Origin of the sequence: Pedobacter sp. ok626, from assembly GCF_900100435.1 — a bacterium.
GTDB lineage: Bacteria > Bacteroidota > Bacteroidia > Sphingobacteriales > Sphingobacteriaceae > Pedobacter.
In genome coordinates, this window is sequence record NZ_FNEX01000014.1 from 127,523 (window position 1) to 146,740 (window position 19,218).

Below are 19,218 nucleotides of genomic sequence, written 5' to 3' on the forward strand. Positions count from 1 at the left end.
TCATGAATATAAATACCGACTTAAAAAAGGAAAATACATACGATGCTATTGTAATAGGATCGGGGATAAGTGGTGGCTGGGCTGCAAAAGAATTAACTGAAAAGGGATTAAAAGTATTGATGCTGGAGCGTGGAATGAATATTGAACACGTAACAGACTATGAATCTGCAATGAAAGCTCCGTGGGAGCTTAAACATGCTGGCCGTCTGACGGAAGAACAGAAAAGAACTCACCCGGTTCAGAAAAGAGACTATCCGTATAGTGAAGCTAATGAAAAATGGTGGGTAAACGATTTGGAATGTCCCTATACTGAAGATAAACGTTTCGATTGGTACAGAGGCTTTCATGTTGGCGGTAAATCATTAATGTGGGGCCGTCAGAGTTACCGTTTTAGCGATCACAACTTTGAAGACAATGCAAAGGATGGACATGGTAATGACTGGCCGATTCGTTATAAAGATCTGGCACCATGGTATGACTATGCGGAACGTTTTGCTGGTATCTCTGGACAAGCAGAAAATTGGCCTTTATTACCTGATGGGCAATTTTTGCCTCCAATGGATTTAAACATTGTAGAGAAATCTGTTAAAAAGAGGATAGAAGAGCATTATAAAAAAACACGCATCATGACTATTGGTCGTGTGGCCAATTTAACCGTTCCTCATAAAGGTCGTGGCAATTGTCAATATAGAAATTTATGTAGTCGTGGTTGTCCATTTGGGGCCTACTTTAGTACACAGTCTTCAACCTTGCCTGCCGCTGTAGCCACAGGAAGATTGACGTTAAGACCATATTCTATCGTAAACCATATCATTTATGATAAGAACACCAAGAAAGCTAAGGGAGTAATGGTAATCGATGCCCAAACCAACAAAACGATGGAGTTTTATGCAAAGATCGTTTTTGTAAATGGTTCTACATTAGGCTCTACGTTTATCTTATTAAACTCTACTTCAGAAGCCCATCCTAATGGTTTAGGAAATGGAAGTGGTCAATTAGGACATAACTTAATGGATCATCATTTCCGTTGTGGGGCATCGGGTGAAGCGCCTGGTTTTGATGATAAATACACTTTTGGTCGTAGAGCAAATGGAATTTATGTCCCAAGGTACCGTAACGTAGGCACCGATAAGCGTGATTATTTACGTGGATTTGGTTACCAGGGTGGTGCAAGCCGTAAAAACTGGCAAAGCGATATTGCTGAGCTTGCTTTTGGTAATGATTTTAAAGAAAAAATGAGCACTCCTGGTTCATGGACTATGGGGCTTGGTGGTTTCGGTGAAATGTTACCATATTACGAGAATAAGGTATATATCGATAAGACTAAGAAAGACAAATGGGGACAACCTGTATTGGCTATCGATTGCGAGTACAAAGAAAACGAAAAGAAAATGCGTGTTGATATGATGAATGATGCTGCCGAAATGTTGGAAGCATCAGGAATGAAGAATATCAAAACGTATGATAACGGTTGCTATCCAGGTATGGCTATTCACGAAATGGGAACGGCCAGAATGGGTAATGATCCAAAAACATCTGTATTAAACAAATGGAACCAAATGCATGAAGTAAGTAATGTGTTTGTAACAGATGGTTCTTGTATGCCTTCAATTGCTTGTCAAAATCCTTCATTAACCTTTATGGCTTTAACAGCCCGCGCGTGTGATTATGCAGTTAAAGAACTGAAGAAAAAGAACATTTAAGTTACATTATGAGGGGATTTACTTAAAATTCACCTGCTAAGAATTGACCTAGGCGCTGTTGCCCCCTTCAGGGCAGCAGATGCCAGTCAATGAGTAGAATGGTTAATTTTTACTCTGCGTCGTTATCGACAAATAGTTTGATCTCATAATCAGAAATGGTGATTAGTCTATCTTTATACAATCCACCAATTGCTTTCTTAAAAGCACTTTTACTGATTTTGAATCGGTGATATATCTCATCTGGAGTACTTTTATCGCCCAGTGAAATCAAACCACCGCTATCTTTTAGGTCCGAAAGTAATACGTCTTTAGTTTCCAGAATGTGTCCATAGCCTATAGGTTGTAAACTCAAGTCAATTTTACCTTCTACACGAATCTTTTTGATCCAACCTTTACGCGTTTCACCAGGGTTTAATTCATCAAATAATTCGTTGGTATACAAAAGGCCAATGTATTTATTGTCTACAATTGCGTTGTAGCCCAAATCTGAGCGATCAGCAATCAATAAACTTACTTCATCACCTTCTTCAAGATCTATATCTTCTTCCTCTACAAAATTTACAAGTTTAGACGATGCCAACATGCGGTCATTGCCTTCATCTAGAAATACGTAGACTACATATTTGTCACCTTTAAACATTGGGCGTTTCTGCTCACGTTTGGGTACATAAATGTCTTTACCTAAACCAATGTCCATAAATGCACTACCGTCTTCAGCTTCATCTACAACAGTTAAATAAGCAAAATCACCTACGCAAGCATAAGGTTTTTTAGTAGTAGCCTGAAGTCTACCATCTTTAGGCATATAAACAAATACATTCAGGTTTTCACCTATTTCAGCATTTTGAGGAACATCGACGTAAGGTAGAAGTACTTCTTTTTCACCATCAGTTAAAATCAGACCCTCTTCCGTTTTCGTTACTATTCTAAGGTCGTTGTATTGTCCTATTGCTATCATTTTACAAAGGTAGCATTCTATTGTCGTTTTCTATGTTCTTCAACAATTTCTAAGTAATGTTTACCCTTAGTTCTTTTAGTTTCTAGTCCGCCACTTTCCAATCCGAACAAAATTTCAAGTTTTCTGGCAATTTTAAATGGGATGTCCTCTTTGTCATCGATACATATATCCCGATAGTTATAAAAGGTAGTTAAACCTTTACCAATAATGCCAGGAATAGCCTTCAGAATGATCTTGTATTCGCTTCTTTTTAGATTCTCTATACATTCCTGAATTTTGTACTTCTTAGGCAACAATTCTTTGTTTTGAGCATTTTCTTCCATAATAAGTGTATGGTTGTTGTTAATGATAAATTTGTCAAAAGATTAAATTATTGCAAGTCTATACAGAAAGCGATATAAGTTGGTTAAAATATTGGCTTTATATTTTTTATTATTTTTTCACTGCTATGCACTGAGATTTTTCAGGAAGAATTAAGGAGAATATGGCTATGTCAAACCGATCTTTAAGTAAATGCATGGCTATTTTGCTGCGCTTTCCAGAGGCGCAGCAGCATACAATTCTTTGATTAGTAGATAATTTATCCAGATGATCATTTAGACTATAAAGAGGGATGTTAAGGCCGCCAATGTTGTATTCTTCATATTCGTAGGCTTCTCTAAGGTCTATCAATTGAAAATTGATTTGATCGTTTTTCCATTGCTCCAAATCCTGGGTACTTATCTCTCTGGTATTTTCTTGAGTTGTTTTTTTTTTAGGATCTTCATTGTTATTGGTCCTGCCAAAATTAAACCGCTGTGTTTCATTGTTCAGTGCGTTATATACGAGCAGTTGCCCCGACAAAACCTCCCCAAAGCCACAGATGATTTTAATTGTCTCGTTGGCCATTATGCTGCCAATAATTCCCGGGAGAGTGCCAATTACCCCGCTTTCTCCGCAATTTGGAACCTCGTCGGGTAAAGGTGGTTCCGGATAAATTGAGCGGTAATCAGGTCCGCCATTAAAATTGAATACGGATACCTGACCTTCAAATTGAAATATAGAACCAAATACAAGTGTTTTGTTTAGTGCAACGCAGGTGTCATTTACCAGATATCGGGTAGGGAAATTGTCAGAACCATCAATAACTAAATCGTATTGCGCAATGAGCTCTTTTGCATTTTTATCCCTTAGTCGGAAAGGATAAGCTGTAAACTGAACATCCGGATTAAACAGTTGCAGCCTGGTAACTGCAACATCAGCTTTATGTTTACCAATATCAGCCATCTGGTACAATACCTGTCTATGCAGGTTAGTTTCATCAACTACATCATGGTCTACAATACCAATATGACCAACACCTGCGCCTACAAGGTATAACAATAATGGGCAACCTAAGCCACCGGCACCTACAACCAATATGCTGGTATTAAGTAGTTTCTGCTGGCCATCAATCCCCAATTCAGGAAGTATAATTTGCCTGTCGTATCGTTTTAGTGTGCTTAATGTTCTCAACGCTTTCATTATTCGGCTCTTTTATTTCAATTCCTATCTCAATACATTATCCCAGTCTTTCCAAACTGCCTCATAACCTTGTTTGGCTATCATTTCTGCTATCTCCAGGGCACTTCGCTCGTCCGAAATCTCAAATTGTTCTAGTGACTGCGGTTCTACGGCATAACCTCCTGGATTAGTTTTAGAACCGGCACTCATCGCTGTAATGCCTAGTTTAATGATGTTGTCTCTAAATAAGTTAGATTCCCTGGTGGAGATAGAAAGCTCTACTTCTTCATTAAACAATCTGTAGGCACAGATTAATTGTACGAGTTCCCTGTCGTTCATCACAACTTTTGGTTCTAGTCCACCACTAAAGGGTCTTAATCGCGGAAACGAAATGCTGTATTTGCTTTGCCAGTAGGTTTTTTCAAGATAATCCAGGTGCATTGCTGTATAAAAAGAGTCTGTGCGCCAATCTTCGAGGCCAATTAAAACTCCCAGACCTATTTTATGAATCCCTGCCTGTCCTAATCTGTCGGGCGTTTCCAAACGATATTGAAAGTTTGATTTTTTACCCTTTGGGTGATGTTTTTTATAATCCTCCTCATGATAGGTTTCTTGATATACCAATACGGTGTTTAAACCAAAAGGCCTAAGTTCTTCATAGTCTGCAAGGTCTAATGGTTGTACTTCCATAGAAATATGTGCAAAATGTGGCCCAATCAGCTCCAGTACTTTTTTAAAGTAGTCGGTATGTACGGATTGGTTGGCTTCCCCTGTGACTAATAATACGTGGTCAAAACCCATTTCCTTAATTACAGCAACTTCCTGCATAATCTCCATGGGAGACAGGGTTTTGCGCTTTACTTTATTGTCGTAGCTAAAACCACAATAAGTGCAAATGTTGTTGCATTCATTAGAAAGATACAAGGGGACGTACATTTGAACCACGCGGCCAAAGCGCTTTAAAGTTAGCTGCTGACTCATCTGGGCCATTTGTTCCAGATAAGGACCAGCGGCAGGGGAGATTAGGGCCTTAAAATCCTCCAATGTCCTTTTACGTGCTGATAAAGCCCGCTCCACATCAACAGCCGCTTTGCTATAAATACTTCGGCTGGTTTCATCCCAGCTGCATTGCTCAAAAATGTCGTTAAAACCGGACATAGTAATTAATCTAAAAATGAAGTAAGGGGACTGCTGGCTATTGCATGATTACCAATCGCACCTAGTTTTGCTTTATAAGCCATTCTACCAGCCTCAACAGCAATTTTAAACGCTTTAGCCATTAAGACCGGGTTTTGCGAAACTGCAATAGCTGTATTTACCAATACCGCATCAGCACCAATTTCCATGGCCTTAGCTGCATCGGAAGGTGCACCAATTCCTGCATCTATAATCACAGGGACCTTACTTTGATTGATAATGATTTCCAGAAAGTCGATGGTTTTTAAGCCTTTATTACTGCCAATTGGGGATCCTAATGGCATCACGGCAGCAGTTCCTACATCTTCTAATCGCTTACACAAAACAGGATCAGCATGTATGTACGGCAATACAATAAAGCCAAGTTTAACCAGTTCTTCTGTAGCTTTTAAAGTTTCAATAGGGTCGGGCATCAGGTATTTTGGATCAGGATGGATCTCTAGTTTTATCCAGTTGGTCTCCAATGCTTCTCTAGCCATTTGAGCAGCAAATATGGCCTCTTTTGCATTCCTTACACCAGATGTATTGGGCAATAAGTTGATATGGGGATACTTTAAATGTAATAAGATGTCGTCCTCATCAGTACGCATATCGACCCTTTTAAGGGCTACGGTAACCAGTTCTGAGCCCGAAGCCAAAAGAGCTTCTTCCATTTGTATGGAGGAACTGAATTTTCCAGTGCCGGTAAATAGACGGGAGTTAAATGTTTTATCTGCTATTTTTAACATAATAGTTGATTGATCGTGTTTAAGATGGTGGTCGTATTGTTCTGATTGGTTAGCGTGCCAGATAAAGCTACTCCATGAACTCCAGTTTCCAGCAGTAAGGGGATATCTAAGATTTGTATTCCGCCAATGGCGATAACAGGTAGCAGCATGCCCGCCTCGCGAGCTTGCTTCATCAGCTCAATATATCCCTGTAAGCCAATTATCGGGCTTAAGTTCTGTTTGGTTGACGTAAACCTATACGGCCCTAGACCTATATAATTAGCCCCATCTTCAGCCCTTTGTAGCATGTGAGCTAAAGTGTTTGCTGTTCCGCCAATGATCATATCTGGACCAACAATAGCCCTTGCTTCAGGAATAGGCATGTCTGCTAAACCTAGATGCAGGCCATAAGCACCGGCCTTTAATGCTACCGATGGGTAATCATTTACAATTAGTCTTGCACCATGCTTTTGACATAAAGCTGCCGCTTCTATGGCTAGAGGCAATACCTCGGCCTCTGTTTTATCTTTAACCCTTAGCTGTATCCATTTGCCTCCAGCAATTAAAACCTGCTCGATGGATGCTAAATGAGAGCTGTCAGCTTGGGATTGGGATATATAGTGTAGTTTGTCTATCATAACTTATGATACCCTAATAGGGTGTTATTGCTATTTAAAAAATGTTCAATGTATTGTTTAGCCTGCGTACAAGCATTTAAAAGCGTAGATCCTTTTGCGAGATAAGCAGTAGTAGATGCAGATAACACACAGCCTGAGCCGTGTTTTTGATAGATTTTAGGTACGCCTGGCTTTAACTCATGTACAATGCCCTGTTCAAATAAGTAATCTGTGCCCATTTTATCCGCCAGGTGGCCGCCTTTTAATAAAACCGGACAATGAGCTGCCCAGGTATTAGCAGTAGCGTGTACCTCAGCTTTGCCACCCATGTTCAGCATTTCAGGATAATTGGGGGTAATCAAATCAATCTGCCTTAAAATGGGAGATAATATTCCTAAGCTATCTTTCCAATCATGAAACTCATAGCCTGAACTGGCTTTTAGAACTGGATCAACTACAATTATTAAGGTCGGCGCATGTAATTTTAGGTAAGTAATCACCTCAAGTAAAACAACGCTATCTTTAATCAAGCCTATCTTACAGGCTGTAATTGGAAACTTAGCCAGAAGTGGTGCCAACTGGTCAATAATCTGACCTGCAGCCAACCAATCATTCTTTATAAAGTCACTATCAGTCTGCACCGTTAAAGCGGTACAAATACCAAAGCCGTAAACTTCATGTTGCTCAAAACATTTCACATCCGCTAAAACGCCAGCCCCAGCACTTGGATCAAATCCTGCTATGCTCAATACATATGGTCTGTTTTTTTTAGGACTTGTCATATTTAATTAAATGATTTAGTTGAAGTTTGTTTGTTGTTATTTATGAGTAATTTAAGATTGCTTATTGCTATTTCTCTTTTACTCCATATTGCCCCAAGCACTGCAAAGCCATCAAAGCCCATTTGTTGAATAGCTTGTGTTTTTTCTACTGTTATTCCACCAAGGGCGATGACTCTTGTGCTGCCGATATATGTAGGTAAGACAAAATCAAGATTGGCAATCCCAGCATATCCTGGCTTAGAAATACTGTTAAAGACAGGCCCATAAAAGGTATATTCAAAACCAATTAAATCCTCCATATCATCTAAATGATGAATGGACGTGCTTAGGGTATAGTTATCTACATCAATAGGCTGGCCTTTAGCAGCAGTTTCTTTCCTGAGCCACTCTGGGTAATGCAGACGATTAACTGAAGGGAAATCTAGCACCAGTTCATGAAATTGATGTAAAGCGATCCTATCGTGATAGCACTTATCTATCCCATCAATCAGCTCTGCATATGCTTGCTTATTAAAGCCTTCCTTTCTTAAGTGGAAAAGTGGCATTCCAGCCTCAAAGAGCTGATTGACCAAATAGGCTTCATCCTTAAAATAAACAGGATCTGATATGACGATCAATTTCATGTAAATGATTTAATAGTTATCTGATTTACAGGTATATTTCACTACCTTTCTCAGTAAACTCTTTAGATTTATCTGCCATTCCTTTCTCCAATGCTTCTTGCTCATCAAGCCCTTGTTTTGCTGCATATTCGCGTACATCCTGAGTGATTTTCATAGAACAAAAATTAGGGCCACACATCGAGCAGAAGTGGGCAATTTTGGCACCATCAGCTGGCAAAGTCTCATCGTGAAATTCCTTGGCTGTATCAGGGTCAAGCGACAAGTTAAACTGATCCTCCCATCTAAATTCAAATCTGGCTTTACTCAAAGCATTGTCGCGGTATTGTGCGCCCGGATGACCTTTTGCCAAATCAGCAGCGTGTGCAGCAATTTTATAAGTAATCACCCCATCCTTCACATCTTTCTTGTTAGGCAAGCCTAAGTGTTCTTTAGGGGTTACATAACAAAGCATCGCGGTACCAAACCAACCGATCATGGCAGCGCCAATGGCCGATGTAATGTGATCATATCCCGGAGCAATATCAGTGGTTAGCGGACCTAAGGTGTAGAATGGTGCTTCTGAGCAATGTTCCAGCTGTTTCTCCATATTCTCTTTAATTAAGTGCATCGGTACGTGTCCTGGCCCCTCAATTATGGTCTGTATATCATGTTTCCAGGCAATTTTGGTCAACTCACCAAGCGTTTCCAATTCACCAAATTGAGCTGCATCATTGGCATCGGCAATACAACCCGGTCTCAGTCCATCTCCCAATGAAAAGGCTACATCATAAGCCTTCATAATCTCGCAGATTTCCTCGAAATGGGTGTATAAGAAATTTTCTTTATGATGCGCTAAACACCATTTAGCCATGATAGAACCTCCACGGGATACGATTCCAGTTACCCTTTTTGCGGTTAATGGAACATAACGTAGCAATACCCCGGCATGGATGGTGAAATAATCAACTCCTTGCTCTGCCTGCTCAATCAAAGTGTCTCTAAACAATTCCCAGGTTAGGTCTTCCGCTTTACCGTTTACCTTTTCCAGCGCCTGATAGATTGGAACTGTTCCAATAGGAACAGGGGAGTTACGGATAATCCATTCGCGGGTCTCATGGATGTTTTTGCCGGTAGAAAGGTCCATTATCGTATCTGCGCCCCATCTGCAAGCCCAAACTGCTTTTTCTACTTCTTCTTCAATAGATGAGGTAACTGCCGAATTACCAATGTTAGCATTGATCTTTACCAGGAAATTACGGCCAATAATCATCGGCTCTAGCTCCGGATGGTTAATATTACAAGGAATAACAGCTCTTCCAGCAGCTACTTCCTGTCTTACAAATTCGGGTGTGATGTAACCTTTTGGAGTGTTGGCACCAAAGCTATGACCTTTATGCTGGTGACTCATTACTTCGTATTGTTCGCCAAGTTGTTCGTTTAGTAAATCTATTCTTTGGTTCTCTCTAATGGCGATGTATTCCATTTCGGCTGTAATGATGCCTTTTTTTGCATAGTGCATTTGTGATACATTCATACCTTTTTTAGCCCTATAAGGTTTATTTAGGTGCGAAAATCTAAGGACATCAAGTTTGGTGTCAGCCAAACGTTGTTGTCCATAGTCAGAGGAGATTTCATCTAGTTGGTCTACATCTTGTCGGCCGGTTATCCATTTTTCTCTTAACCTATTTAAGCCTTTTTTAACATCAATATTTGCCTGTGGATCAGTGTATGGACCGCTTGTGTCGTAAACTGTTACTGGAGGGTTTGGTTCTGTTAAGCCAAAGCCATTATGGATCTTAGTCTCGCTTAAGCTGATTTCGCGCATGGCCACCTCAATGTCGTGCAACTGGCCTTTAACAAATACTTTACGGGATGCAGGGAAGGGCGTACGGCTGATCACCTGTGCGTCTGGAGTTTTTTCTGTTTTCATAATTTAATGGGAATGAAGGATTGGTTTATCCGCCTTGAGTGGCTTTAATGAGCATAACCTGATCGCCTTCTTTTAAAAGATGGGAAGACCAGTTAGATTTAGAAACAATAGTTTGATTGATGGCAACGGCAATGCCTTTGACTGCTCCGGAAAGCACAATGGAAAGCATTTGTTCGACGGAACAAGTGTCTTTAAGCTGATGTGGTTGATGATTTACAGTTATTTCCATAATTAAAAAAATTGGAAAAACTATAGAGATTGCCTGTAACAGGAATGGAAAAAGAACAATATGAGTTGTTCTTACTTTTCCCTTCGGCAGTACTAACTGCATCAGGTTCAAAGGGTATATCTCAGCGCAAGGCACCCCTAAAGTTTTTTGTAAAGCTATACTATTTTCATAAAATAAAAGAGGCTTACAAATTTATTTTTTTGTAAGCCTCTTCATTATCACGTTAATGCCTATTTAGGGAGGTATGGTGCAGGATCCTTCCTTAGGATTTACTGAAATTGATTCCGATGATTGAATAGAAAATCAAAGGATGGTGCTCGCTCTTATTCGGGAGCTTTCCTGCTATCAAATTGCTTTGATCTTGCTTTAAACCTGCTTTTTTGTTGCTTGAGCAAAAGGATAGCAAAAGGATAGCAAAACAATAGCAAAAGGATAGCAAAAGAAAACCACTGTCTAAGTTGAATTCCTTTACCTCTTTCTGACAGTATTAAAAAAATACGACCAAATGAATTGCTAAATTTGCGGTGCAATATCTATGCAATGATTTCTACAACAAAACACCGTTTCTTTTTAAGTCTGTTCTTCTTCATGTCTGGTTTAAGCTTTGCTACCTGGGCATCTAGAATTCCAACAATTAAAACCACTTTCGATTTTAATGAGGCCGAGTTAGGCAGTATTTTACTGGCTTTACCAATTGGTTCATTGCTTGGCTTGCCACTTTCGGGTTGGTTAGTATCAAAATACAATAGTCGCGTACCATTAACGGTAGGCTATGGACTCAATGCATTTTCACTGGCCCTTATTGGCTTTGCGCACAATACTTTTACTTTGGTGACTGCTGTTGTTTTATTTGCTTTTACTACGCGGATCTTTAATATTTCTGTGAATACTCAGGCACTTACTTTGCAAAAAAGGTTTGATAAAAAGATTGTCGGGTCTTTTCATGGCTATTGGAGTATTGGAGGGATAGCTGGTATTCTGTTGTCGACACTTTTCCTGAAACTAAATGTAGTCATACAGTATCACTTTTTAGCCGTAGCTATTTTAATGCTTATTGTAACCTTGTATTCTTATCAGTTTTTACTAAAAGGCGATCGATCTGAGACAGGTAATAAGTTGATCTTAAGCAAGCCAGATCCTTATATTTTTTATCTTGGTCTGGTTGTTTTTCTGTGCGCAATATGTGAAGGGGGGATGTTTGATTGGAGTGGGATTTATTTTCAGGAGATTATAAAAGTGGAAATTTTCACCTATGGATACCTGATATTTATGACGTTTATGGCCATGTCGAGGTTCCTGTCGGATATAATTGTAGCCCGATTTGGAATGCCCAGCACTTACGTTATGAGTGCTTTATGCATCATCTCAGGTATTAGTCTGGCTATTATCTTTCCGTTCTTCTGGACGGCAATGGTTGGTTTTTCACTGGTTGGATTTGGGACTGCTGCAATTATCCCAATGTCGTATGCATTGGCTGGAGCATCAAAGAAATACTCCGCCGGAATGGCCATATCCATTATTGCAACCTATTCAATCACAGGTATGTTGTTGGGGCCGCCACTAATTGGTTATCTGGCGCATGCATTTAATTTGAGAGTTTCGTTTGTCATATTTGCCCTTTGTGGGATATTATTAATCCCCATCACACAAATGTTTTTTAAACATCAAAGGCTTTCAAATAAAGCTGATTAATTACTTTATTTAAAAGCCTTTGGGGGCTGATTTATCTAATTATTCCGTTTGGTAATTGTTAGGCTAAATAGAATCAGTATTGCCATCATGATGTACTTTTGATTTTATTTTTTCTAATTCAGAATCTTTGAAGTCCTGAAAATCTTGTGATACTACTGCGGCTTTGGCTTTTACCTTGTTCACCATACGATCTTTCAGGTCCACTAAATCATCTTTGCGTGTAGATACCTGCCTTCTAATTGACTGGTAGCCATCTTGAATGCTATCAACTGCATCTACTGCTTTGTCCGAAATTCGTCTTCTTGTCCTTTTGCCACTTTCTGGAGCAAATAATACGCCCAATACTGCACCAACTGCAAGCCCGGCTAACAATGCAACAATTGAACCTGCATTATCAGATGGTTTGTATGATAGGTTTGGCATTCGGCTGGAAATTAGTTTTTTATAATTCATAACTGTCTTTTTTATTGGTAATAAAATACGTCTTGTCTTTTATAAACACATGCCGGTCCATAGTGTTTTAATAAAAAATGATTAATTCCGGTATTACTAAGATTACAGTATAAAGATTCAATGTGGTTCTACCTAGGGATTGGTAGAAGATTTGAAGGAATTCTTAGGTCTTGATTAACACAAAGTTTACCTTAAAAAGACTAAACAGGGCCGATTTATTCCTTAATTTTGTATCGTGTATTTTTTACACTAACTACATTACGAAAATGAAGAAAAGTTTACTGACATTGACCCTTGGGGGACTAGGGATTGGCATCACAGAATTTGTGATGATGGGCTTGTTGCCTGATATTGCAAAAGACCTGGCTATTACCATTCCGCAAGCAGGCCACTTGATTTCGGCTTACGCACTGGGTGTTGTTATTGGTGCTCCGGTTTTGGTTGCTATTGCAGGTAGTTATCCTCCAAAAAAGATATTAATGGCGCTGATGCTCATGTTTGTTGCTTTTAATGCACTTTCTGCATTCTCTCCTGATTATACGACCATGTTTGTTGCCCGTTTGCTTGCAGGTTTGCCACACGGAGCCTTTTTTGGTGTAGGATCAGTAGTTGCCAGTAAGCTTGCTGATAAAGGTAAGGAAGCACGTGCAGTGTCGCTCATGTTTGCTGGTTTAACCATTGCAAACGTAATTGGGGTACCACTTGGGACCTATATTGGGCATAATTACTCATGGCGATATACCTTTGTAATTATTGTAATAGTTGGTTTAATTACACTTTTGAGTTTAAAATTATGGATGCCTGCTTTGCCGGCAACCAAAAACAGAGATTTGAAAAAAGAATTAGGTTTCTTTAAACTGCCAGAAGCTTGGTTAATCATTCTAATGATTGCTATTGGAACTGGTGGATTGTTCTCTTGGTATAGTTATATTGCTCCACTACTAACCGATGTATCTGGGTTTTCCGCGGATTCTATCACCTATATTCTGGTACTTGCCGGATTGGGGATGTTGGTTGGTAATTTTGTTGGTGGTAGATTGGCTGATAGATTTTCTCCTGCAAAAGCTTCGGTTTCATTACTTATAGCTATGGCCATTAGTTTAGTTATTGTTCATTATATCTCTACCAATCAAACACTTTCTTTGGTTATGACCTTTGTCACTGGTGCCGTAGCTTTTGCACTCGCTGCGCCAATTCAAATGTTGATGATTACGACTGCAAAAGGATCAGAGATGCTTGCAGCCTCTGTTAGTCAGGCGAGTTTTAATATTGGGAATGCACTAGGTGCATTTTTAGGTGGGTTGCCTTTGGCAATAGGATATGGCTATACCTCACCTGTGGTGGTAGGTACCTTAATGGCCTTAACAGGAGCTTTGTTTGCCTGGATGCTGATTGCAAGGAGTAAAAGGGCTATGCTGGCAGCCTAGCAAATATTTCTTCTAGGACTGTTAATTAGACATAGGTTTTGAATTTCTTAAATCTTTATCTAATTTAGACCTGACCAAATAACTAAGCAATCATGATCCATATCAGCTGGACTGAGCAGATTGTCACCAATAGCCATGCCTAACCTGAATCAGCTTTCGGATGAAGCATTAGTGCTGCTTTTGAAACAAGAAGATGTTGATGCTTTCGAGGAGCTTTATAACCGATATTGGGATAAGCTTTATGCTGCTGCCTATAAGCGTGTTCGCTCTAAAGAGACATCTGAAGAGCTTGTTCAGGACTTTTTTACTTCCCTTTGGTTAAACCGAAATACAGTACAAATTCATAGTTCCTTTGAAGGATACCTTTTCACTTCAATTAGGTATTTGGTACTTAACCATTTGCAAAAGGAATTGGTCAGGAGTACTTATAAAGAAGCTATAAAGACAGATAAGGTCGATAATTCTACTGAAGAAACTGTAATGCTGAACGACTTGGTTTTAAACCTCAACAAAGAAGTGGAGCAGCTACCCATTAAGTGTAAATCGGTTTTTGAGTTAAGTCGTAGAGAATATAAAACCAATAAGGAAATTGCCTTAGAACTTGGTATTTCTGAAAAAACAGTAGAAAACCAACTCACAAAAGCTTTAAGACGAATAAGGATTGGCCTGAATGGTTTAATGCTAAGCCTTATACTGCTGTTGACCATTTGATCATAACTTTTCTGTAACTGAGCCCAATAATTATTTCTTTTCTTTTTTTTCTTAGCACGTAGGGGATAGGCTTAAGCTGGCTGACTATACTATTACAACCATTTATAATAAACGTGTAATGAAGAAAGCTATTTCCCCGGATTTGATCCGTAAATATATTGGCGGAGCATGTACACCTGAAGAGGTCGAGGCGGTTCATCAATGGTATGTCGCTTTTGAAAATGAGCCGGATCCTATAATTGATCTGGAAACGAAAGCACAGTTGGAACTTAAAATGCGAATGCTGGGCCAAATCAGAAGCAATATTCAAGCTTTTGGTAGCGAGCGCCGAAATAAAAGGGCAAAGATTATGTTGTATAATTGGATTGGAAGTGCTGCAGCAGTTTTATTTGTAATGCTGGGGCTTATATTCTATAAATCTGATTTTAAGCGTAGACATCAAGAACGAGCTACAGGGATAATTAGAGACAGTAACGAAGTGGTGATCGATAACCAAAGCCATACTATTCTAAAACATGTTTTATCTGACGGAAGTACCATTTGGTTAAGTCCATTGGCTAGAATAGAATATAAGAAAGGTTTTAATTTGCAAATCAGGAAGGTGATGATGACTGGGGAGGCCTTTTTCGAGGTGACTAAAGATAAGAACAGGCCATTTGTGATTTATGGGGGTGGCGTAATCACGAAAGTTTGGGGAACGAGTTTTAGCATAGCTACGGGTAAAGGGGCTACTGCTACACAAGTTGCCGTGCTTACCGGTAAGGTTTCTGTAAAGGTTGAAGCGTTGGATGGAGAAGAATTGATGTTGTTGCCCAATCAAAAAGCAGTTTACCTCAAAGCTGATCATGAGCTCAGCAAAAATAGCATTACATCAAGTGAATCGGTTAACATGTGGAAGAAGGAAGATATTTCATTTGATAATATTCCTGTCACCGAAATTATAAAGGTATTGAATACAAAGTTTGGTGTAAATATCACTGTTGGAGATGGTGCTTTAAGTCATTATATGCTTAAAGCAGACTTTACCGGGCAAAGCTTACCAGAAGTATTGTTGATGATGGAAAAGTCATTGAATATTACTTATACCATTGATCAAAAAAATATTGTTTTACATCAAAAAATATCAAAGTAACCAAATCTAAACACTCATATATGAACAGGAAGCCAGAATACATTATTTAAAGGAATTAGGGGCGCTTGCAACACCCCTAATTGTAAAAGAATCGTAATTGACACCTATGTAGGGCATAGGCGAACGGATCTTTTTTGTCTCATTTTTTAACCAACGAAACAATCAAATTTATGAAATTTTATTTACTAAACTCTATTGACTGGCGTCGAATTATGAAGATCACACTGAGTCAGCTGATCATAGCTTTAATCCTCACGGGCATGTCTTATGCCGAGAATATAAAAGCACAGGCCGTCTTAAATCGGCCTATAAACATTACCATTGATAATTCCAGCTTGGGGAATGCTTTAAGACAAATTGAAAAGAATGCCAATGTAAAATTTGTTTACAGCAGAAACATTATTCAATCTGATCAGGAAGTATCTGTATTTGCTAATGATGAAAAGCTGGAAACTATCTTAAGTAAACTTTTAAAACCACTTGGTGTTAGTTATGAGGTAATTAGCGATCGGATTGTATTGAGTAAAGCTCCAGTCCCAGGTAATGACCCTGTCGATCGTACATTAAGCAGTTCCGAAGTACAGGTTGTGATTACCGGAAAGGTAACCAGTGCAGACGGTGGAGCTATGCCTGGTGTAAGTGTTAAATTGAAAGGAACTACAGGAGGAGCGACCAGTGATAGCAATGGAAAATACACAATTAATGTTCCATCAACAGATGGTGTTTTGATATTCACCTATATAGGCTTCACCTCCAAAGAGGTAATCATTAACGGTAGAACACTAGTGAATGTGCAATTGGACGAAGTATCTAAAGCACTTTCTGAAGTGGTTGTAGTTGGATACGGAACAATGAAGAAAGCAGATCTGACCGGTGCCGTTGGAACGGTGAATTCTGAAGATCTAAATAAAACTACCTCTACGAATTTGGGTCAAGCCATTCAAGGTAGGATGAGTGGTGTACAGGTTACCCAAACTTCTGGACAGCCGGGGGCAGGTGCGGATATAAAAGTGCGGGGGGTAGGTTCAGTGAAATCAGGGAACAGTCCATTAGTGTTGGTTGATGGTTTTGTAGGGAGCACCAATGACTTGGATGCCGATGATGTAGAATCTATTACCGTGTTGAAAGATGCATCTGCAGCCGCTATTTATGGTTCCAGAGCAGCTAATGGCGTTTTACTGATAACCACAAAAAAAGGGAGAGCTGGTAAGTCGAATGTAGAGTTTAAATCAGAATATGGCTGGCAGTCGCTTAGCAAGAAACCTAATTACCTTACTGGTCCGGAGTGGGCTGAACGTCAAAATGAGGCAAGAAAGTTCAATGGTAATGCTCCTTTCTGGGTAGGTACCCAAGCACCTGAAACTATCACTCAATGGACAGATTGGTCTGATTATGTTTTTAGTACTGCACCGATTCAGGATTATCATATTGGTATCAATGGTGGAAATGACAAGACTAAATATGCTGTCGGTGTGGGGTATATCAATCAAAAAGGTACCATTATAGGGACGGATTTTAATCGGGCGAATGTGCGTGTTAATTTGCAGCAGGAATTGAGTAAATCGATCCGGGCGGGGGTAAATATGAGTTATATTCGTTCGGGGTATGAGACCACCATTACGGCCTTTTCGTCCTCACAGCCAGCAGCATTAAATGGTATTACGGCTGCGCCTCCAACTATTCCTGCCTATAATCCAGATGGCTTTCCTGGGGCGCCACGACCAGGTTTCCCTGGCGAGGCTTTCATTACCAATACAACATGGAAAACGCCATCTATTGCCAATGATATACTGGACAACTTTACGCGTACCAATCGGACTTTTGGAAATCTGTTTGCAGAGGCTGATATCTTACAAGGTTTAAAGTATAAACTGGTTTTAAATGGATCGGTAAGTAACAATTTTAATGAAGAATGGACCAGTAAATGGGCTATTTATTCACCAACAGACTTAAACCACACTACTCCTTTAGCTGAAGGGCCACCTGCTAGTTTGCGTAACATTTCAAGGGAATCCTATGTATGGGAAATCCAGAACTTATTGACCTACGATAGGGTTTTTGGTAAACATAGCATCAATGCTTTGTTGGGTTTTTCTGCAGAGAAAGGTGATGGTTATGAGTTCGAAGCGACGAAAAGTGGTTTCCCCAACAATGATTTGCGGGCGATAGGTGCTGGTAATATACCAGGTACTATTGCTGGCGGTTTTGTGAGCCCGTATTCACTCATCTCGCAGTTTGCAAGGATAAACTATTCTTACAATAACAGGTATCTTTTTCAGGCCAATGTGCGTCGTGATGGTTCTTCGGTCTTTGCGCCAGGCAGACAATATGGTGTATATCCATCATTTTCCGCTGGTTGGCGGATTTCTGAGGAGTCTTTCATGAAAAACCAAAAAGTCATCAGTAATTTAAAAATACGTGGTAGCTGGGGACAGCTTGGAAATGCCAATATACCTGCATATTCCTGGATTAGTACGATTGACGTTACTGGTGGTGCTGTTTTTGGCAATCCTCAAACTCGTCAGCCGGCTTATTTTCCTACACAGATGTCAAATGATAAAGTTAAATGGGAAACAACGACAACTACCGATATGGGTATTGAAATTGGCTTTTTTAAAGATCGCTTATCTTTTGAAGCTGATTTTTATGATAAAAGAACAACGGATATGTTGTTAGATGCTACTATTCCGTATAGTGGTGGTTTTACAGCTGGTCCTGTAGCAAATATTGGTGAGGTGCAAAATAAAGGCTGGGAGCTAATGGTGAAATACCAGGATAGATCTGGTGATTTTAATTATAGTGGATCGTTTAACCTTTCTCATAATAAAAATGTATTGCTTGATTTAGGCGGAGTAAAACCAATTAGAGATAAACCGTTAAGATCTGACGAAGGGTTGCCGTTATATGCTTATTGGGGTTACGAAGCGATGGGTATCTGGAATTCTAAGGCAGAGGCTGATGCTAACCCTCATATGACTGGCGATCGTGGCGGAATGGTAAGATTTAAGGACCTTAATGGAGATGGTTTGCTGTCTGACGCTGACAAAACCTTTATTGGAAGTTACATGCCTAAATATGTTTATGGCTTTAATTTTGATTTTTCCTGGAAAGGAATAGATCTTTCTGTATTATTTCAAGGAGAAAAAGACAAAGATATGTTGGTTGAATCTGTTTTTGGTGGTAATGGGGAAGGTGAAAACAATAATGTAGACCGGTACTACTGGGATAACAGAGCTAAACTTGATGCTAATGGTGTAGTAGTGACTGGAACTACGCCTGCTGCTGGTGCGGTTAAGGGTGATATGATCTGGAGTAGTTTTCTAATTCAGGATGCTTCTTACCTACGTATTAAGAATATGCAATTGGGTTATACTTTTTCTAAAAGGTTAACGGCACCCTTAAAAATTCAATCCTTAAGATTATACTTGAATGCGACTAATTTAATTACCTGTACTGATTTTATTGGCTACGACCCGGAGATGAAGCCTTCAGAAAGTAATGGCGCATATTCACGCGGTGGAGTAGATGCTTACCCGGTAGCAAAATCGATCACCGTAGGTGCCCGTTTAGTTTTCTAAATATTTAATAATTACAGA

17 protein-coding genes and 1 riboswitch are annotated in these 19,218 nt (G+C 39.5%); of the genes, 6 read left to right on the forward strand and 11 right to left on the reverse strand.

Annotation, left to right across the window (positions count from 1 at the left end; translation table 11 throughout):
* The first annotated feature begins 2 nt into the window (after nt 1-2).
* A complete protein-coding gene (locus BLS35_RS18905; RefSeq protein WP_175459615.1) occupies nt 3-1,703 on the forward strand; it encodes a GMC oxidoreductase in 1,701 nt (566 codons plus the stop codon).
* 109 nt (nt 1,704-1,812) lie between these two features.
* Here BLS35_RS18905 and BLS35_RS18910 read toward each other — a convergent pair whose 3' ends face one another.
* The 10 genes from BLS35_RS18910 to thiS all read right to left on the reverse strand — a co-directional run bounded on the left by BLS35_RS18910 (nt 1,813) and on the right by thiS (nt 10,309).
* A complete protein-coding gene (locus BLS35_RS18910) occupies nt 1,813-2,661 on the reverse strand; it encodes a CvfB family protein (RefSeq protein WP_090784106.1) in 849 nt (282 codons plus the stop codon).
* Between the two features lie 17 nt (nt 2,662-2,678).
* Nucleotides 2,679-2,984 (reverse strand): hypothetical protein, encoded by a 306-nt coding sequence (locus BLS35_RS18915; protein WP_090784109.1) that lies wholly within the window; start codon nt 2,982-2,984, stop codon nt 2,679-2,681.
* A 109-nt stretch (nt 2,985-3,093) separates the two neighbouring features.
* Nucleotides 3,094-4,164: a ThiF family adenylyltransferase gene (locus tag BLS35_RS18920; protein WP_090784110.1), complete on the reverse strand. Its 1,071-nt coding sequence runs from the start codon at nt 4,162-4,164 to the stop codon at nt 3,094-3,096.
* 24 nt (nt 4,165-4,188) lie between these two features.
* Entirely contained in the window at nt 4,189-5,301 is a 1,113-nt protein-coding gene (thiH, locus tag BLS35_RS18925) for a 2-iminoacetate synthase ThiH (RefSeq protein ID WP_090784111.1), read from the reverse strand.
* A gap of 5 nt (nt 5,302-5,306) precedes the next feature.
* Nucleotides 5,307-6,068: a thiazole synthase gene (locus BLS35_RS18930; protein ID WP_090784112.1), complete on the reverse strand. Its 762-nt coding sequence runs from the start codon at nt 6,066-6,068 to the stop codon at nt 5,307-5,309.
* Nucleotides 6,062-6,685 carry a thiamine phosphate synthase gene (locus BLS35_RS18935; RefSeq protein ID WP_090784114.1) on the reverse strand — a complete coding sequence of 208 codons (624 nt, stop codon included), beginning with the start codon at nt 6,683-6,685 and terminating at the stop codon, nt 6,062-6,064. Before BLS35_RS18935 ends, BLS35_RS18930 begins: the two co-directional genes overlap by 7 nt.
* On the reverse strand, nt 6,682-7,446 hold the full coding sequence (locus tag BLS35_RS18940; RefSeq protein ID WP_090784115.1) for a hydroxymethylpyrimidine/phosphomethylpyrimidine kinase: 765 nt from the start codon (nt 7,444-7,446) through the stop codon (nt 6,682-6,684). Before BLS35_RS18940 ends, BLS35_RS18935 begins: the two co-directional genes overlap by 4 nt.
* Before the next feature lie 2 nt (nt 7,447-7,448).
* A complete protein-coding gene (locus tag BLS35_RS18945) occupies nt 7,449-8,069 on the reverse strand; it encodes a thiamine phosphate synthase (RefSeq protein ID WP_090784116.1) in 621 nt (206 codons plus the stop codon).
* Nucleotides 8,070-8,094: 25 nt separating this feature from the next.
* Nucleotides 8,095-9,978: a phosphomethylpyrimidine synthase ThiC gene (thiC, locus tag BLS35_RS18950; protein ID WP_090784117.1), complete on the reverse strand. Its 1,884-nt coding sequence runs from the start codon at nt 9,976-9,978 to the stop codon at nt 8,095-8,097.
* A gap of 25 nt (nt 9,979-10,003) precedes the next feature.
* Nucleotides 10,004-10,309: a sulfur carrier protein ThiS gene (thiS, locus tag BLS35_RS18955; RefSeq protein WP_254778970.1), complete on the reverse strand. Its 306-nt coding sequence runs from the start codon at nt 10,307-10,309 to the stop codon at nt 10,004-10,006.
* A riboswitch (TPP riboswitch) is annotated at nt 10,269-10,356 on the reverse strand. Its footprint overlaps the gene before it by 41 nt.
* Nucleotides 10,357-10,747: 391 nt before the next feature.
* On the opposite strand from thiS, the gene BLS35_RS18965 reads away from it, so the two are divergent.
* Complete coding sequence (locus BLS35_RS18965; protein ID WP_090784120.1) at nt 10,748-11,899, forward strand: MFS transporter; 1,152 nt, start codon at nt 10,748-10,750, stop codon at nt 11,897-11,899.
* 63 nt (nt 11,900-11,962) lie between these two features.
* On the opposite strand, the gene BLS35_RS18970 is transcribed toward BLS35_RS18965, so the two are convergent.
* Nucleotides 11,963-12,322 carry a YtxH domain-containing protein gene (locus BLS35_RS18970; RefSeq protein ID WP_165973348.1) on the reverse strand — a complete coding sequence of 120 codons (360 nt, stop codon included), beginning with the start codon at nt 12,320-12,322 and terminating at the stop codon, nt 11,963-11,965.
* Nucleotides 12,323-12,618: 296 nt separating this feature from the next.
* Between BLS35_RS18970 and BLS35_RS18975 the strand changes: the two genes are divergently transcribed.
* The 4 genes from BLS35_RS18975 (at nt 12,619) to BLS35_RS18990 (ending at nt 19,200) form a co-directional block, all read left to right on the forward strand.
* On the forward strand, nt 12,619-13,779 hold the full coding sequence (locus tag BLS35_RS18975; RefSeq protein ID WP_090784131.1) for an MFS transporter: 1,161 nt from the start codon (nt 12,619-12,621) through the stop codon (nt 13,777-13,779).
* A gap of 135 nt (nt 13,780-13,914) precedes the next feature.
* Complete coding sequence (locus BLS35_RS18980) at nt 13,915-14,490, forward strand: RNA polymerase sigma-70 factor (protein WP_090784134.1); 576 nt, start codon at nt 13,915-13,917, stop codon at nt 14,488-14,490.
* Between the two features lie 118 nt (nt 14,491-14,608).
* The gene (locus BLS35_RS18985; protein ID WP_090784136.1) at nt 14,609-15,622 is read left to right on the forward strand and encodes a FecR family protein; all 1,014 of its coding nucleotides are present in this window, start codon (nt 14,609-14,611) and stop codon (nt 15,620-15,622) included.
* Nucleotides 15,623-15,792: 170 nt separating this feature from the next.
* Nucleotides 15,793-19,200: a TonB-dependent receptor gene (locus BLS35_RS18990; RefSeq protein WP_090784139.1), complete on the forward strand. Its 3,408-nt coding sequence runs from the start codon at nt 15,793-15,795 to the stop codon at nt 19,198-19,200.
* The last annotated feature ends 18 nt before the right edge of the window (nt 19,201-19,218 follow it).

Excerpts from the sequence above, each read along its gene's own strand:
- BLS35_RS18920 (WP_090784110.1), bottom strand. The coding sequence starts at position 4,164 with ATGAAAGCGTTGAGAACATTAAGCACACTAAAACGATACGACAGGCAA.
- thiC (WP_090784117.1), bottom strand. The coding sequence starts at position 9,978 with ATGAAAACAGAAAAAACTCCAGACGCACAGGTGATCAGCCGTACGCCC.
- BLS35_RS18935 (WP_090784114.1), bottom strand. The coding sequence starts at position 6,685 with ATGATAGACAAACTACACTATATATCCCAATCCCAAGCTGACAGCTCT.
- BLS35_RS18905 (WP_175459615.1), top strand. The coding sequence starts at position 3 with ATGAATATAAATACCGACTTAAAAAAGGAAAATACATACGATGCTATT.
- BLS35_RS18965 (WP_090784120.1), top strand. The coding sequence starts at position 10,748 with ATGATTTCTACAACAAAACACCGTTTCTTTTTAAGTCTGTTCTTCTTC.
- BLS35_RS18910 (WP_090784106.1), bottom strand. The coding sequence starts at position 2,661 with ATGATAGCAATAGGACAATACAACGACCTTAGAATAGTAACGAAAACG.
- BLS35_RS18970 (WP_165973348.1), bottom strand. The coding sequence starts at position 12,322 with ATGCCAAACCTATCATACAAACCATCTGATAATGCAGGTTCAATTGTT.
- BLS35_RS18990 (WP_090784139.1), top strand. The coding sequence starts at position 15,793 with ATGAAATTTTATTTACTAAACTCTATTGACTGGCGTCGAATTATGAAG.
- BLS35_RS18930 (WP_090784112.1), bottom strand. The coding sequence starts at position 6,068 with ATGTTAAAAATAGCAGATAAAACATTTAACTCCCGTCTATTTACCGGC.
- BLS35_RS18975 (WP_090784131.1), top strand. The coding sequence starts at position 12,619 with ATGAAGAAAAGTTTACTGACATTGACCCTTGGGGGACTAGGGATTGGC.
- BLS35_RS18980 (WP_090784134.1), top strand. The coding sequence starts at position 13,915 with ATGCCTAACCTGAATCAGCTTTCGGATGAAGCATTAGTGCTGCTTTTG.
- BLS35_RS18945 (WP_090784116.1), bottom strand. The coding sequence starts at position 8,069 with ATGAAATTGATCGTCATATCAGATCCTGTTTATTTTAAGGATGAAGCC.
- thiH (WP_090784111.1), bottom strand. The coding sequence starts at position 5,301 with ATGTCCGGTTTTAACGACATTTTTGAGCAATGCAGCTGGGATGAAACC.
- BLS35_RS18985 (WP_090784136.1), top strand. The coding sequence starts at position 14,609 with ATGAAGAAAGCTATTTCCCCGGATTTGATCCGTAAATATATTGGCGGA.
- thiS (WP_254778970.1), bottom strand. The coding sequence starts at position 10,309 with ATGCAGTTAGTACTGCCGAAGGGAAAAGTAAGAACAACTCATATTGTT.
- BLS35_RS18915 (WP_090784109.1), bottom strand. The coding sequence starts at position 2,984 with ATGGAAGAAAATGCTCAAAACAAAGAATTGTTGCCTAAGAAGTACAAA.
- BLS35_RS18940 (WP_090784115.1), bottom strand. The coding sequence starts at position 7,446 with ATGACAAGTCCTAAAAAAAACAGACCATATGTATTGAGCATAGCAGGA.